Here is a 12,734-nt window from a genome sequence, read left to right as displayed (position 1 = left end):
TGCCCCGAAGGGGCCATGGCCCACGGCCCCGCCGGAGTGATCAATGTCCCTCGAGCGTCCGACAGAGTACGGCGACGAACTGCTCGCCAGACTCGGGTCGCTGACCGCCCAGGCCCGCGAACTCGCGGAGCTGCAGCGCTCCCGCGTCGAGCTGGCCCTCGCGCTGCAGCGCGGCATGCTGCCCCGGGACCTGCCCACCGCGCGCCGCTTCCACCTCGCCGTCCGCTACGCACCGGCCTGCCACGGGCTGAACGTGGGCGGCGACTGGTACGACGCGTTCACGATGCCCGACGGCCGCATCGGCCTGTCCATCGGCGACGTCCAGGGCCACAACATCGAGGCGGCCGCCTTCATGGGCCAGGTCCGGGTCGGCCTGCGCGCACTCGCCTCCGTCACGAGCGATCCCGGCGAGCTCCTCACCCGGACCAACGACCTGCTCCTGTCCCTCGGCACCGACCTCTTCGCCACCTGCACCTTCATGCGCCTCGACCCGGCCACCGGGGTCCTGGAGAGCGCACGGGCCGGACACATCCCGCACATCTGGGCCACGGCGGACGGAAAGTCCGGAATCGCCGAGGACGAGGGCGGACCGCCCCTCGGCATCGAGGAGGGCATGCAGTACCCGGTGACCCGGTACCGGCTCACCACGGGCGGCGTGTTCGTGCTCCTCACGGACGGTGTGGTGGAAGGGCCGTCGCTGAGCGTCGACGAGGGCCTCGAACAGGTGGTACGGCTCGCGGGCATCGCCGCGGTCGCCGGCATGGAGTCCGACGCGCTCGCCGCCGCCGTGATGAAGGTGGCCGAGCGCGTCGGCCACGAGGACGACGCGGCCGTCCTGGTCGTCGGCCACGACCGGCCCGACATTCAGCCGTAGGGCCCCGCCCCACGCCCTTCGCCTCGCCGACCGGACGGCCTCGGTGTCTCATGGCAGCTGTGGTGGGTATCCAGGATCTGCGGCGACCGGCCGTCTTCGCCCTCCAGACGCTGGCCGTCGCCGCCTGCTACTACGCCGCCGGGAAGCTGGGGCTGCTGCGGCAGCTCGTCGTCGAGGACGCCGTGGTCACCCCCATCTGGCCGCCCACGGGCGTCGCCGTCGCCTGCCTGGTGCTGTTCGGCCTGCGCACCTGGCCCGGCATCGCACTCGGCGCACTCCTCGTCGTCATGTCCATCAGCTCGCTCCAGCCCGCCGTGATCGGCACACTCGTGGGTAACACCGCCGCCCCCGTCTGCGCCTACTACATGCTGCGCAAGGTGGGTTTCCGCACCGACCTCGCCAGGCTGCGCGACGGCGTCGCCCTGGTGTTCCTGGGAGCCCTGACCGCCACGCTGGTCAGTGCGACCGTCGGCGCCGGCGTCCTCGTCCTCACCGGCAAGCTCGCCGGTGAGAGCTTCTGGCTCGTGTGGTCGGCCTGGTGGGCCGGCGACGCGATGGGCGTCCTGATCGTCACCCCGGTCCTGCTGGTGCTGTACGGGGCGCGCCGGATTCCGTACGCGCTCCGATGGAAGGAGGCCGTCGGGCTGACCGTCGCCTCCTGCGTCCTCGTCCCCATCGTCACCCACAGCGACGTCAGCGTGCTGTTCCTCATCTACCCGCTGCTGATCTGGGCCGCCCTGCGCTTTCAGCTCGCGGGCAGCGTGCTGTGCGCGCTCTTCGCCTCGGTCATGGCCACCATCGCGGCGACGGACCAGACCGGACCGTTCGCAGGACTGACCCGGATCGAAGTGATGATCAAGCTGCAGGCCTTCAACGGTGCGACGGCTCTCACCGCCCTGCTCCTGTCCGCGGTGATCACCGAGCAGCTCAACACCAGGCGCTCGGTGGAACAGGCCTGCCAGGAACTGGTCGAGGTCCTGGAACACCTCACCGCGGGGGAATCCCCACAGGGCCGGCCGCCCGTGGATGCGGACGACCGGCGATGACATCAGGAAGCGGGGTACACGACGTTCGTACCGACGGAAGGATCACCATGACGACCTACCTGATCACCGTGCCCGGCACCTTCATCTCCGGGACCGGGGCCGATACGCGAGCCGAGCTGACCCGCGCCCTGCGCCCGGCCGACCCGCACCGCACCCAGATGGGCAGCGCGGAGGACCTCGACGTCCTCACCGTGAACGAGGACAACACCTTCACCATCCGCCTCACCATCGAGGCGGACAGCGGCTCGGGGGCCGAACAGGAGGCCCGGCGGCTCGCGGAATCCGCTCTGCGAGACGCGGGCCTGGGCGCTGCCATGGCGCCACTGGGGCCCGCCGTGATCACCGGCATCGACTCCGAGTCCTGACCTCGGCGCGGCAACTCCCTCCCGCACGCCGCCGAAAGACGCGTTCAGTCCCACAGGGGATAGGCCACCGTCCGCGGGAACTTGTCCGGCCGGCCGTCAGGGTAGGTAAGGGTCATCCGGCTGTAGTGCTGCAGCTGCGGCCGCTTCTTCCAGGGCTTGGCGTGGTCGAGGCGAACGACGACTCGATACGAGTGGAACCTGCCCGCCGCGCAGTAGGGCTTGCAGTCGTTGACCACGTTGATGCCCTCGGCCCGCGCCGAGTTCGTGCCCCACTGGGACCACCGAAGCGAGGACAGGCGGCTGTTGCCGTCGCCGCAGGCGAGCATGAAGGCGGTGGGGCGTACCTTGGGGTGCCAGAAGCAGTCCACGATCACTGGGACACGGGCCTGCTGCCGCGCAGCGTGCGCGGCCGGCCGCGCGGCGGAGGGCGCTCCGGCGGCCGCTGCGAGCGATGCGGCCAAACAGAGCGTGATCGCCGTACTCAGTGCAGGTCTGCGCATGTCCGCTCCCCGGTGCTGTCTCTGCAACGACGCTACGACCGGGTGACGGAATGCACCACTCGGACGGACTAACGCGCCTGATCCCAGCGCACAGCCGCCACAGTCCGACCGGTTTGAGGTACGCACCGGTTTCCTGCGGCGGCTGTGCTTTCTGCGGGGAGGACAGTGTCACCGACTGGCAGGCGCCGACATCTGCAGCAGCCGTTCGGTGATCTCCCGGTACTGCCTCAGCGCGAGCCGTAGTTCCTCGGTCTACGCGTCGGTGTCCTGGTCCTGCCAGCGTGCGCGCAGGGCACGGCGCCGTTCTGCGAGGGTGTTGGTGAACTGGGTGGCGACCTCGTCGAAGACCGCGTCGGCCTCCTCCACCGCCTGGCGCGGGCTGTCGACGAAGGCGGTCAGGGCCTGTCGGAGGCGCAGGGTGAACTTGTCCCGTTCGACCTGCGGGACCAGGTCCTGGCCCAGCTTGCGATCAGGGCTGTCGGCGCCGGTGCCGGGCTCACGCGGTGCGTGAGTGGGTTCGGCGTTGAGCGACATCACCTGCTACTTCCCTTCGCGTGGCGTCGGGGCAGTGCCCGCGGTGCGTGGCCGCGATCATCGGTGGACGACGGGTGGGGCCGGTCCGAGTCGGCCGGCTGTTCGCTGACCAGTGCCTCGAAGAGGCCCCGGGCTTCGACCATCGCCTCCCGCATCTCTTCGGTGCCGCTCTGGTCGCGGGCAGCTCTATGCATGCTGCGGTAGCCCTGGACGTAGGGGGCGTAGTGGACGGAGAGAGCGGCGATCTGCTCCTCGAACTGCTCGCCGTCGGGGAAGCCGCGATCCCCTGCCAGGCGCGCCAGCAGCGCGTCCGCCTCGATGACGGCCTGCTGAGGTGATTCGACGAACTGCTCCTGGACAGTGGCCCATTGCGTCACGTAGTGCTCGCGGGCCTCGGGTGACAGCGGCTGCTCCGTGAGGGAGCCGTGCCGTTCCACGCGCTTGCCGAGTTCCTGTTCGGCGGCCTTGGTGTCGCCGTTGTGGCGGGCGACGGCGCAGGCGTACTCGGGGCCGAAGCGCCGCTTCAGCCCACGCCCGCCACCGCCGCGCACCTGTCCACGTCCGAGGTAGAGGAGGGTGGCCAGACCGATGACGATCACAGCGATGATCACGACGGTGAACATGGCCGCCTTCTTTGGCTCTCGGTGCGCAGGTTGGTCTGCTTCATTGCCGTCATTTCCTGTCGGCTGATGGAGAGTTGGGGCCTGCCGGACGGTGTCCACGCGAAGTGGGCACCGCCCGGGGCGTTTGTGGTCAGGGCCTGAAGGCGTCCTTGGCCTTGTCTCCGGACTGCTTCAGGTCTCCGGAGACCTGGTCGGTCCTGCCGTGCCGCTGCAGTCGCCTGTTGCGGGTGGTACGGCCGATGCGTTCGGTGACCAGGCCCTTGAATGCCTGTGTCTTGTGCCTGATGGTCCGTCCGACGCTCATGGTCGGCCTCCTGGTTGTCTGCTGAAGTGGGTTCCCGCGTGTGATCGCCGTGCAGGCCGCTGTTCCCGCGGGCGGGATCGAGCCTCGGACTACCTGCGGCTGTACCGGCTCCTGCCACGGCCGCGCCCGCGCATGGCGAAGCCCGCGATCCAGACGACCAGCAGGACGAGGGCGACCCACCAAAGGGCCTGCATGGTGAAGCCGAACCCGAACACCACCAGGATCAGCAGAAGGAGAAGAATCCATCGGATCATTGCCGGGCCTCCGGATCGCGGGAGTTTCCTGGTTCCGCGGGGTCCGGGCGAAGCGGGAAGGTGGAATGCGTCGCCCGAGTGATCCGGAGTGGCATGGCCCTACGCCGTGCTGTCAGTCAACGCCCGGCGACCTCCCCTGTCAACGCAGTGTCGACACTGAGGAGTTCTGGAGCGGGGCAGGGGACGCTGGGGTCAGCGGAGCCTCGGGAGGTGCTTCGACCGGCTCGGTTGGCCATCCGGTTGCGGCGGAAGTCGCTGACGTGGGTCGCTGTCCGCAACCTCTGGGGCGGGCTAGGCTGTTCGAACAGGCCCCGGCCCCCGGCAGTGATGCCTTGCTCCGCTCCGGGGAGGCCCGCCGTGTTCGTTCTGCTTCTCATCCTCATCGTGGTCTTGTTCGGCCTCGGTTTCCTTCACCCCATCTGGTGGGTGGCCGCGGCCGTGTTGGTCTTCGGCGCCACCCGGCACGGCCGCGACCGCGGGGGAGGCTGGATCCATGGCGACGGTTCGGATCTCGGGAACTACCGCGACCACCAGGAGCACCGGGACCGTCAGGACCGCTGGGACCGCCGCTACAGCCGTCAGCACCGGGCGCGCTGGCGGCGCGAGGACCGCCGGGACCATGAACGCCGCGGGTGACCTGTGAAGTTGCCCGACGTCCAGAGATTCCGGGGCGGCTTCAGCCACACCGGACGCGCGGACATCGTGGAAAGGCAGCTGCCATGCATCGCACGACCATGCTCCAGGAGAATGGGTGGGATCCGGCGGCTGAGGTCTCGGCAGGGAATGCGGCCGGTCAGGATGTAGTGGCGCTGCGCGCCGAGAACGATCAGCTGCGGCGGGCGCTGGCCGGCCGTGCGGTGATCGACCAGGCCTGCGGCATGGTGATGGTCCTGGCCCCCTGCGGCCGTGGGGCGGCCAGGAACCTGCTGGTGGACATCACGCGGCAGTGCAACACCAAGCTTCCGGACGTGGCCGTGGCCGTGGTCGCCGCCTGGGAGGGTGAGCCGCTCTCGCGGCTGATGCAGCGCGCGCTGCGGCATGCGCTGCGGCGGCTCTACGCGGAAGACCGAGGGTGCGACTCAGCACCGGCGGGTGAGCAGTCCGGAAAGGGAAGGCCATGATTCACGCAGCCGACGTCAGGGAATGGCGCGACCGCGATGTCGTCGACACCGAGTCGCACAAGATCGGTGTCCTGGAGGCGGTTTATGTGGACACCACCACCGACGAGCCGGCCATGGCCACGGTACGGATCGGACTGCCCACCCGGCACCGACTGGTCTTCGTCCCCCTCGAGGACGCGATCGCCGGGCCGGACTATCTCAAGATCAGCTATGGCAAAACGCTGGTGAAGCAGGCCCCTTCGATCGGCACCGACGACGTCCTGCCCGCCGAACAGGAAGAGGCGATCTTCAAGCACTACGGACTCGCCTACAAGCCCGGTGCGGCCGGCGAACGGCAACTGGCGCGCCGCTGACCACCTATGGACAGGATGACCGCCCTGTGAGGTACCCACCATGCACCAGGTGACCCTGCCCCGAGAAGAACAGCGGCTGTTGACGGCCGTGGCTTCGGCGGAAGAAACGGCTCTACTGGCCGAGGTCGTCGAACTACGCGCGACGAACGAGCAGTTGGGCCGCGCGCTGACCAGCCGCGCGGTGATCGACCAGGCGCGCGGCATGGTGATGGCCCTGGCGCCGTGTCCCGGCGATCGGGCCTGGGACCTGCTGGTGGACGTGTCGCAGCACTGCAACATCAAGCTCCGGGACGTGGCCGCGGCCCTGGTCGCCACCACGGAGGACGAGCCGCTCCCGGAACCGATACAGCACGAACTGCGCCGGGCTCTGCGCCTCCTTCATGCGGCGGACCGGGGGTGACGCGGTGCGCCTGCGTCGGGCGGCACCGGGAGCTGTGAGCTCAACCCTCCGGTGCCTTCGTCCAGGACGGCCGTCGGACGCCTCCGTTGTGTAGCCCGCCTGGTGGACCTCAAACACCGGCCTGCCCCTTCCCTGGCACCAAAACCGTTGAGCAGGCAGGACGCCCGAAGTGCGCCACCGCGCCACCGCGTCGGCGGCGTCACTGCGGTGGCGGCAGGTAGACGGTGAGCGTGCGTGTCGCTTTGTCGAGGTGGAGCGTGTCGGTGGCGGGGCCTACTTCGCCGTCGCGGGTGTAGTCCTCGTCCTCGCCCATCCCGTCGATCCGCAGCCGGGTGACTGTGGTGGCGTGGTAGACGCGGGAGCGGGCGAGGGTTCCGGTGAGGAAGGCGGAGACGAGCCGGGTGCGGGCGAAGGGGTGGCTGCCGTCGACGGTGCGGATGTCGAGGAGTCCGTCGTTGAGGCTGCGGCGGTAGGAGGGCGCGAAGCCGGGCGGGTCGTAGCGGCTGTTGCCGGCGAAGAGCAGCCACAGCCGTCGGTGCCGCCCGTCGACGGTGATCTGGCTGGGGGTGCCGTCGGCGAGGACGCGGAGCAGGCCGATGCACAGGGCGGGCCACTTGCCCAGGCGCCCCTCGCGGGCTTCCCGGGCCCGGAAGAGTTCGGGGTAGACGCCGATACTGAAGGTGTTGAGGAAGTACGTGCTGACACCGCCCGCGGAAGTGACCCGGCCGAGGTCGACGGCTCCGCCGCAACCCGCCTCCACGGCGTCGGCGGTGGACTGCAGGGTGGCAAAGCCGAGGTCGGCGGCGAAGTGGTTGAGAGTGCCGGCGGGGAACACGGCCAGTGGTAGTCCGCTCTCGATGGCCCGGACCGCTGCCGCGTTGACCGTCCCGTCGCCGCCGACGACGCCGAGTGCGCCACCCAGGGCGAGCACGTCCTTGACGGCTCGCTCGAGCACCAGGTGCAGGTCGACGCTACTTCCACAGAGCCGTATGTCCGCCATCGGCAGGAGAATCCGCAGTTCGGCCTCGGCCGGGGTGTCGCCACCCGCGTCGCTGTTGACGACCGCGATCAGCCCCTGCCCGGCGGGAAGCGCCGGAACAGGGACGTTCGGCCGGGCGGCATCCGCGGGCTCGTCCACGTGCAGCGGCCACCAACGGCACGTCGCCGCCGCGACACCGACCCCGAGGACGGCGCCGGCGAGGACATCACCGGGTGAATGCCTGCCGGCGCGGGCGCGAAAGACGGCGGCTGCGGCGGCAAGCGGGACGAGCGCGGCGCCCAGCAGCGGCGACTCCAACGCGACGGCCGATGCGAAAGCCGCGACGGCGGCCGCATGCCCGGACGGCAACGCCCGAGTGGCGGGCCGAGGCGGAAATCGATGGCGGGAGGCCGACTTGGCGGCTATGCCGACGACGGCGGAGGCCAGGGCCAGTGAGCCGGTGGCGCGCAGGGCGGCTCGGCGTGCGCCACGGTTGCCGGACAGACCCATCGCGGCCGCGCCGGCCAGCCACGGCAGCATGGGGTGGGCAGAGGCGACGCGCGAGAAGAGCCGTGCATCGGGTGCGCGGAGGTGTCTCATGCCGACTGCGTACCCGTAGCGATAGCGACCACGCGGCCGCCTGCCCACACGAATCGGTCAAGGGCGCCTGCTGCGCTGCCCGTTGGCCATCCCGGGCCCGCGGTGTGGGGTCAACCGCTGGAGAGTGTGCCAGGCCTCCGGCGCGCCACGTTCGCTACCCATGTGTCCTGTGGGCAGCCGCAGTTGCGTGGCGCAGAGCCTGTTTGAAGGCGGTCTGCCCGGGAACCCGTCCGAGGTGCTTCGGACCGGAGGCACGCCCGTGGGAGCAGCTGTCGCTGCTCCCCAGTGCGCTGCGGTCTGCCGGCTCCCACGGTGAGCGACGCCACCGATGAGGGAGACACGCGCCCATGCCGTACGCACGCACGCAGAGGCCACGAAGCGCACGTCCCCACGACGACACCCCGGACACCGACGCCGTGTTCCGCCGTATCGCCGCCCTGCCGGACGGCCCGGAGAGGACCGTGCTGCGGCAGGAGGTGGTGTGCGCCTGGATGCCGATGGCCGTACGGCTCGCGCGGCGCTTCCGGCACCGCGGTGAGTCCTTCGAAGACCTCAAACAGGTCGCCCAACTCGGCCTGGTCAAGGCGGTGTTCCGCTTCGACCCCAGTCTCGGCACCGCCTTCCCGAGCTTTGCCATCCCGACGATCCTCGGCGAGGTGAAACGGCAATTCCGGGACCACCTCTGGGGCGTGCACGTGCCGCGACGCGTACAGGAGTTGCGCGGCCGGGTCCGCTTCGCCGGCCAGGAGTGCACTTCGCTCTACGGCCACGAACCCTCCGTCCACGAGATCGCCGCGCACACCGGCCTCACCGAGGCGGAAGTACGGCTCGGACAGGCGGCGTTGGAGAGCTTCACCGCGCTGCCCCTGGACACCGTTCCCAGCCGCTCCGAGCACAGCCACCCCGTAGCCGACACGCTCGGTGGCACGGAGCCCGGCTTCGACCGGGTCGTCAACCGTGAGGCGCTCCGCCCGCTGCTGCGGGAGCTGCCCGAACGCGAACGGCAGATCCTCTACATGCGGTTCTTCTGCGAGATGACGCAGAGCCGCATCGCCCTGCAGCTCGGTCTCTCGCAGATGCACGTCTCGCGCCTGATCACCCGTATCTGTGCCCGCCTGCACGACGAGGTCATGGCCGACGGTGTGAAACGGTGACCCAGCCGGGTCGGCGAGGTTTCAACGCTGCCGGCAGGGCTAGTCGTCGGACATGTCCAGACGCTACGGCGGAAGCCCCGCGGGGACGGTCATCTCCATCATCGCGGACATCGCGGCACTGATCCTGATCCTTTGGATCGCCCTCTACCTGTTCGACGCCAACACCGCCAACAGTACGGTCGACTGGGTTCACGACGCGGCCAACTGGCTCTCGGGCTGGTCGCACAACCTGTTCACCATTCACTCGGACAACTGGCGCACCGTGGTCAACTACGGTCTGCCGGCTGTCGTCTACCTGCTGATCGGTCACGCGGTGGCCGGCCGGGTCAACCGGACCTAGCCTCCCTTCCGCTTCCCGCCGGGGGACTGACCGCTCCCGGGCCAGACGTTCGCCTCCGACGAACAGGTACGGCTGCTGGAGCTCAGCCGTGATCTACGGCCGCGGCTGTTCCGGGCCGTCCTCGAGCAGTCGGCTGTGGAGTTCCGTGGTCATGGCATGGATCGCACGGGTCAGCTCGGTGTTGGTCTTGAGCTCCAACTCCTGCTCGACGAAATCGTGATCGGCCTTGATCTGCTGGAAGGCAGCCTGACGATTCTGGCCGATCATGACGAACGCCGACAGGAAGATCGCCTCCAGTGACACCACCAGCGTCAGTGTGGGCCAGGGGCCGGCCTCGAAGAACAGCATCCACAACGCGAAGGCGACCGCGTGGATATAGACGAACGGCATCGACCCGGCGAACTTGGTGATGGCATCGGCGATACGCAGTTGGACGTCCCCGGCACGGCTCCGATGGTGCGCCACCACTGCCGGATGGTGCATGGCCTGGTTGTCCTGCTCGCTCATCGCAGCGTGCCTCTCGCAGATCGGAGTGCCCCCGGAACTCGGCCGACGGTAACAGCGGCTTCCTCGGGTTGCGTCAACCTGATCCGCCTGCTCGGGGTCAAGGTGCCAGAGCCCGCAGCAGAGGGTGGAGAGCCATGCCACAGCGGGCGAGGCCCCCGCGACCGAGGGGCGGGCCCGCGCGTCAGTTCGGCTGGTTGAGGGTGAAGGTGGTGAGGACCGCCGCGTGGTCCGACGGCCAGTCGTTGTCGGCGACGTCGGGCCAGGCGCGCGGGACGCCGGTGACGACGGTGCGGGAGTCGACGACTGCGAGGCCGTGGCCGTTGTGGAGGACGTAGTCGATGCGGTCCTGCGGTTCCGGGCGTGTGGGGTCGTCCTCGTTCCGGGTGTGGATCGGGGACCATGTGTGGCCCGGCTGGCGGACCGGGTCGGGGTGGGCCTCGCGGTAGGAGTCGCGCAGCCCGGCGTCCTCGGCCGCCCTGGTCACCGGCCACGCCACGTCGGGCCGGTCCAGATGGGAGGGGGAGTTGAAGTCCCCGGTGAGGATCGCCGGCCCCTCGCTGTCGCTCGACTCGGCGATGCGGCGCAGCGTCTCCCGCATCTGGGCCAGCCGTACGTCCTCGTGGGCGATCAGCTCGGCCGGTCCGAGCCCGTCGAAGGCCGCTTCGTAGGGTCCGTACGGCGTGTAGTGGAGGTGTGCCGTCCACACGTCCACCTCCTGTGCGCGGCCGATGCGGATGCGGGCGCCCGCAGCTCCGTAGAAGCCGACGTCGGGGTCGCCGAGGCGGGCCGTGATGGGGTGGCGGCTGATGATGCCCAGGTTCTCGCCGGCCTGGTGGTGGTACCAGCCCAGCGCGTCGGCGAGTTCCTGCGCCGCCGTGCCGGCCGTCTCCTGGAGGCCCACGACGTCGGCCTCGGTGTCCAGGATGACCTTGAGCTGTTTGGCGCGGTGGTCGTCGACCTTTGCGCCGCCGAGCCAGAGGTTCCAGCTCATGACGCGCAGCCGGGGGCCGACCAGGGCCCGCAGCCGGTTCGGGGTCACCTCTTCCAGGCTGGCCACGACCGTCCGTCCGGGTGCCGCGTCGATCGGGGCCAGCGACGGCACTGCCAGCACCGCGCACCCGGCGGCCTCGGCGGAGCTGACACCCGTAGGGGTGTCCTCGACGGCCACGCAGCGGGCGGGGTCGACGTCGAGGGCGTGGCAGGCGGCGAGGTAGGGGTCGGGGGCGGGTTTGGTGTGCGGTGTGTCGTCCGCGGTGACGGAGATCCGGAAGCGGTCGGCGCCGAGCACGGTGAGGACGTTGTCGGTGACCGTGCGGGAGGAGGCGGTGACCAGGGCGGTCGGGACCCCTTCGCGGGCGAGGGCGTCGAGGAGGTCGAGCGCGCCGGGACGCGGCACGATGCCGGTGCGGACGCGGTCGGTGAACTCGTGGTGCAGGCGGTCGGTCAGCCGCGGGACCGGCTGCGCGGTGATCCGGGCGAGCCAGGCGGCGGTGTGCTCGACCGCCCTGCCGAGCACCTCCGGCTGGTCTGCTTCGGTCAGTGGCCTGCCGAGGCCCGTGGCGACGTGCTGCACCGCCTCCCACCACAGGCGCTCGGTGTCGACGAGCGTGCCGTCCATGTCGAACAGGACGGCCTGGAGCGGGGGTTGGGTCACGGTCTCTTCTCTTCTGTGGGGGGATTTGTTCTGAGCGAGTGTCCGGGTCTCACGCCGCTCGTTCGGCGACCAGCACCGGCCGCTCGGGCAGCGACACCCGTACGGCGGCACCGGCGCCCAGCGCGGCCGCCTCGTGCGTGGGCAGGTCGGCCTTCACCTCGGTGCCGTCGGCGAGCCGCACGGTGATACGGGTGGCCGCGCCGAGGAACGCGGTGGCGATCACACGGGCGTCGCCGGTGTCGTCGGCGGTGACATGCACGGCCTCCGGTCGTACGAGCACGTCGACCTCCGCCGTCGAGGGGAGGGTGCCGTCGGTGGGCAGCCGGAGCCCGAGGACCTCGACCGTCTCTCCGGACAGCCGCCCGGGAATCCGGCTCATCGTGCCGACGAACTCGGCGACGAAGGCGGTTGCCGGACGCCCGTACAACTCGGCCGGTTCGGCGCACTGTTCGAGCCGGCCGGCGCGCATCACGGCGACCCGGTCGGCGACGGACAGGGCCTCTTCCTGATCGTGCGTCACGAACAGGGTGGTGATGCCGAGTTCCTGCTGCAGCCGGCGGATCTCCTCGCGCAGCGTGAGCCGTACCTTGGCGTCGAGGGCGGACAGTGGCTCGTCCAGCAGCAGGACGCGTGGACGCAGGGCGAGGGCGCGGGCGAGCGCGATGCGCTGCTGCTGGCCGCCGGAGAGCTGGTGCGGAAAACGGTCGCCCTTGTCGGCGAGACCGACCAGTTCCAGCAACTCGGCCGCGCGGGAACGGCGTTCGGCCGTACGCACCTTCCGCATCCGCAGCCCGAAGGCGACGTTGTCGAGGGCGTTCAGGTGCGGGAAGAGACTGTACGACTGGAACACCATCCCGGCGTCACGGCGGTGGGCCGGCACCTGGGTGACGTCCTCGCCGTCCACCAACACCTCGCCGGAATCGGGGTGTTCGAACCCGGCGAGCATGCGCAGCGCGGTGGTCTTGCCGCAGCCGGACGGGCCGAGCAGTGCCAGGAACTCACCCGGCTGCACGGTCAGGTCGAGCCCGTCGAGGGCGACGGTTGCCCCGAACTCCCGGCGCAGGCCACGGAATTCGACGGTGGCGGCCTTGGCCTCGGTGGCCTTCTCAAGCGTGGTGGCGGTCAT

18 protein-coding genes are annotated in these 12,734 nt (G+C 70.2%); 9 read left to right on the top strand and 9 right to left on the bottom strand.

Translation table 11 applies throughout. The features are described 5' to 3' along the window. Positions 1 to 43 precede the first annotated feature (43 nt). From OG303_RS04650 to OG303_RS04640, 3 genes are read left to right on the top strand one after another with little or no spacing between them, the layout of a single operon-like run. Positions 44 to 874, top strand: a complete 831-nt coding sequence (locus OG303_RS04650; protein WP_405865003.1) for a PP2C family protein-serine/threonine phosphatase — start codon at positions 44 to 46, stop codon at positions 872 to 874. Between the two features lie 50 nt (positions 875 to 924). Then, positions 925 to 1,920: an MASE1 domain-containing protein gene (locus tag OG303_RS04645; RefSeq protein ID WP_405865001.1), complete on the top strand. Its 996-nt coding sequence runs from the start codon at positions 925 to 927 to the stop codon at positions 1,918 to 1,920. A gap of 47 nt (positions 1,921 to 1,967) precedes the next feature. Then, the gene (locus OG303_RS04640) at positions 1,968 to 2,285 is read left to right on the top strand and encodes a hypothetical protein (RefSeq protein ID WP_405864999.1); all 318 of its coding nucleotides are present in this window, start codon (positions 1,968 to 1,970) and stop codon (positions 2,283 to 2,285) included. A 44-nt stretch (positions 2,286 to 2,329) separates the two neighbouring features. On the opposite strand, the gene OG303_RS04635 is transcribed toward OG303_RS04640, so the two are convergent. The 5 genes from OG303_RS04635 to OG303_RS04615 all read right to left on the bottom strand — a co-directional run bounded on the left by OG303_RS04635 (position 2,330) and on the right by OG303_RS04615 (position 4,500). Beyond that, on the bottom strand, positions 2,330 to 2,785 hold the full coding sequence (locus tag OG303_RS04635) for a hypothetical protein (RefSeq protein ID WP_405864997.1): 456 nt from the start codon (positions 2,783 to 2,785) through the stop codon (positions 2,330 to 2,332). Positions 2,786 to 3,037: 252 nt separating this feature from the next. After that, entirely contained in the window at positions 3,038 to 3,319 is a 282-nt protein-coding gene (locus OG303_RS04630) for a hypothetical protein (RefSeq protein WP_405864996.1), read from the bottom strand. Beyond that, positions 3,319 to 3,942, bottom strand: a complete 624-nt coding sequence (locus OG303_RS04625) for a hypothetical protein (RefSeq protein ID WP_405864994.1) — start codon at positions 3,940 to 3,942, stop codon at positions 3,319 to 3,321. The genes OG303_RS04630 and OG303_RS04625 overlap by 1 nt, the downstream gene beginning before the upstream one ends. A 130-nt stretch (positions 3,943 to 4,072) precedes the next feature. Beyond that, on the bottom strand, positions 4,073 to 4,246 hold the full coding sequence (locus OG303_RS04620) for a CsbD family protein (RefSeq protein ID WP_405864993.1): 174 nt from the start codon (positions 4,244 to 4,246) through the stop codon (positions 4,073 to 4,075). 89 nt (positions 4,247 to 4,335) lie between these two features. Further along, on the bottom strand, positions 4,336 to 4,500 hold the full coding sequence (locus OG303_RS04615) for a hydrophobic protein (RefSeq protein WP_405864991.1): 165 nt from the start codon (positions 4,498 to 4,500) through the stop codon (positions 4,336 to 4,338). Between the two features lie 357 nt (positions 4,501 to 4,857). On the opposite strand from OG303_RS04615, the gene OG303_RS04610 reads away from it, so the two are divergent. From OG303_RS04610 to OG303_RS04595, 4 genes are all read left to right on the top strand, one after another. Then, complete coding sequence (locus tag OG303_RS04610) at positions 4,858 to 5,136, top strand: hypothetical protein (protein WP_405864989.1); 279 nt, start codon at positions 4,858 to 4,860, stop codon at positions 5,134 to 5,136. Between the two features lie 83 nt (positions 5,137 to 5,219). Then, on the top strand, positions 5,220 to 5,621 hold the full coding sequence (locus OG303_RS04605) for an ANTAR domain-containing protein (RefSeq protein WP_405864987.1): 402 nt from the start codon (positions 5,220 to 5,222) through the stop codon (positions 5,619 to 5,621). Further along, entirely contained in the window at positions 5,618 to 5,974 is a 357-nt protein-coding gene (locus OG303_RS04600) for a PRC-barrel domain-containing protein (protein ID WP_405864985.1), read from the top strand. Before OG303_RS04605 ends, OG303_RS04600 begins: the two co-directional genes overlap by 4 nt. 40 nt (positions 5,975 to 6,014) lie before the next feature. Beyond that, positions 6,015 to 6,374: an ANTAR domain-containing protein gene (locus OG303_RS04595; protein ID WP_405864983.1), complete on the top strand. Its 360-nt coding sequence runs from the start codon at positions 6,015 to 6,017 to the stop codon at positions 6,372 to 6,374. Between the two features lie 199 nt (positions 6,375 to 6,573). Here OG303_RS04595 and OG303_RS04590 read toward each other — a convergent pair whose 3' ends face one another. Further along, entirely contained in the window at positions 6,574 to 7,953 is a 1,380-nt protein-coding gene (locus tag OG303_RS04590; protein WP_405864981.1) for a diacylglycerol/lipid kinase family protein, read from the bottom strand. 347 nt (positions 7,954 to 8,300) lie between these two features. Between OG303_RS04590 and OG303_RS04585 the strand changes: the two genes are divergently transcribed. After that, the gene (locus tag OG303_RS04585) at positions 8,301 to 9,107 is read left to right on the top strand and encodes a SigB/SigF/SigG family RNA polymerase sigma factor (protein ID WP_405864979.1); all 807 of its coding nucleotides are present in this window, start codon (positions 8,301 to 8,303) and stop codon (positions 9,105 to 9,107) included. A 52-nt stretch (positions 9,108 to 9,159) separates the two neighbouring features. After that, positions 9,160 to 9,447, top strand: coding sequence for a hypothetical protein (locus OG303_RS04580; protein ID WP_405864977.1), 288 nt, complete (start codon positions 9,160 to 9,162; stop codon positions 9,445 to 9,447). A 93-nt stretch (positions 9,448 to 9,540) separates the two neighbouring features. Here OG303_RS04580 and OG303_RS04575 read toward each other — a convergent pair whose 3' ends face one another. The 3 genes from OG303_RS04575 to OG303_RS04565 form a co-directional block, all read right to left on the bottom strand. Then, entirely contained in the window at positions 9,541 to 9,954 is a 414-nt protein-coding gene (locus tag OG303_RS04575) for a DUF1003 domain-containing protein (RefSeq protein ID WP_405864975.1), read from the bottom strand. 181 nt (positions 9,955 to 10,135) lie between these two features. After that, positions 10,136 to 11,608 (bottom strand): HAD-IA family hydrolase, encoded by a 1,473-nt coding sequence (locus OG303_RS04570; protein WP_405864973.1) that lies wholly within the window; start codon positions 11,606 to 11,608, stop codon positions 10,136 to 10,138. A 49-nt stretch (positions 11,609 to 11,657) separates the two neighbouring features. Then, a complete protein-coding gene (locus OG303_RS04565) occupies positions 11,658 to 12,734 on the bottom strand; it encodes an ABC transporter ATP-binding protein (RefSeq protein WP_405864971.1) in 1,077 nt (358 codons plus the stop codon).

The sequence above is a fragment of the Streptomyces sp. NBC_00005 genome (assembly GCF_045160215.1).
In the GTDB taxonomy this organism is placed as follows: Bacteria; Actinomycetota; Actinomycetes; order Streptomycetales; family Streptomycetaceae; genus Streptomyces.
The sequence above is the reverse complement of the archived record's forward strand: the minus strand, read 5'-3'. Positions and strand labels throughout refer to the sequence as shown.

Excerpts from the sequence above, each read along its gene's own strand:
- OG303_RS04650 (WP_405865003.1), top strand. The coding sequence starts at position 44 with ATGTCCCTCGAGCGTCCGACAGAGTACGGCGACGAACTGCTCGCCAGA.
- OG303_RS04645 (WP_405865001.1), top strand. The coding sequence starts at position 925 with ATGGCAGCTGTGGTGGGTATCCAGGATCTGCGGCGACCGGCCGTCTTC.
- OG303_RS04640 (WP_405864999.1), top strand. The coding sequence starts at position 1,968 with ATGACGACCTACCTGATCACCGTGCCCGGCACCTTCATCTCCGGGACC.
- OG303_RS04635 (WP_405864997.1), bottom strand. The coding sequence starts at position 2,785 with ATGCGCAGACCTGCACTGAGTACGGCGATCACGCTCTGTTTGGCCGCA.
- OG303_RS04630 (WP_405864996.1), bottom strand. The coding sequence starts at position 3,319 with ATGTCGCTCAACGCCGAACCCACTCACGCACCGCGTGAGCCCGGCACC.
- OG303_RS04625 (WP_405864994.1), bottom strand. The coding sequence starts at position 3,942 with ATGTTCACCGTCGTGATCATCGCTGTGATCGTCATCGGTCTGGCCACC.
- OG303_RS04620 (WP_405864993.1), bottom strand. The coding sequence starts at position 4,246 with ATGAGCGTCGGACGGACCATCAGGCACAAGACACAGGCATTCAAGGGC.
- OG303_RS04615 (WP_405864991.1), bottom strand. The coding sequence starts at position 4,500 with ATGATCCGATGGATTCTTCTCCTTCTGCTGATCCTGGTGGTGTTCGGG.
- OG303_RS04605 (WP_405864987.1), top strand. The coding sequence starts at position 5,220 with ATGCATCGCACGACCATGCTCCAGGAGAATGGGTGGGATCCGGCGGCT.
- OG303_RS04600 (WP_405864985.1), top strand. The coding sequence starts at position 5,618 with ATGATTCACGCAGCCGACGTCAGGGAATGGCGCGACCGCGATGTCGTC.
- OG303_RS04595 (WP_405864983.1), top strand. The coding sequence starts at position 6,015 with ATGCACCAGGTGACCCTGCCCCGAGAAGAACAGCGGCTGTTGACGGCC.
- OG303_RS04590 (WP_405864981.1), bottom strand. The coding sequence starts at position 7,953 with ATGAGACACCTCCGCGCACCCGATGCACGGCTCTTCTCGCGCGTCGCC.
- OG303_RS04585 (WP_405864979.1), top strand. The coding sequence starts at position 8,301 with ATGCCGTACGCACGCACGCAGAGGCCACGAAGCGCACGTCCCCACGAC.
- OG303_RS04580 (WP_405864977.1), top strand. The coding sequence starts at position 9,160 with ATGTCCAGACGCTACGGCGGAAGCCCCGCGGGGACGGTCATCTCCATC.
- OG303_RS04575 (WP_405864975.1), bottom strand. The coding sequence starts at position 9,954 with ATGAGCGAGCAGGACAACCAGGCCATGCACCATCCGGCAGTGGTGGCG.
- OG303_RS04565 (WP_405864971.1), bottom strand. The coding sequence starts at position 12,734 with ATGACCGCCACCACGCTTGAGAAGGCCACCGAGGCCAAGGCCGCCACC.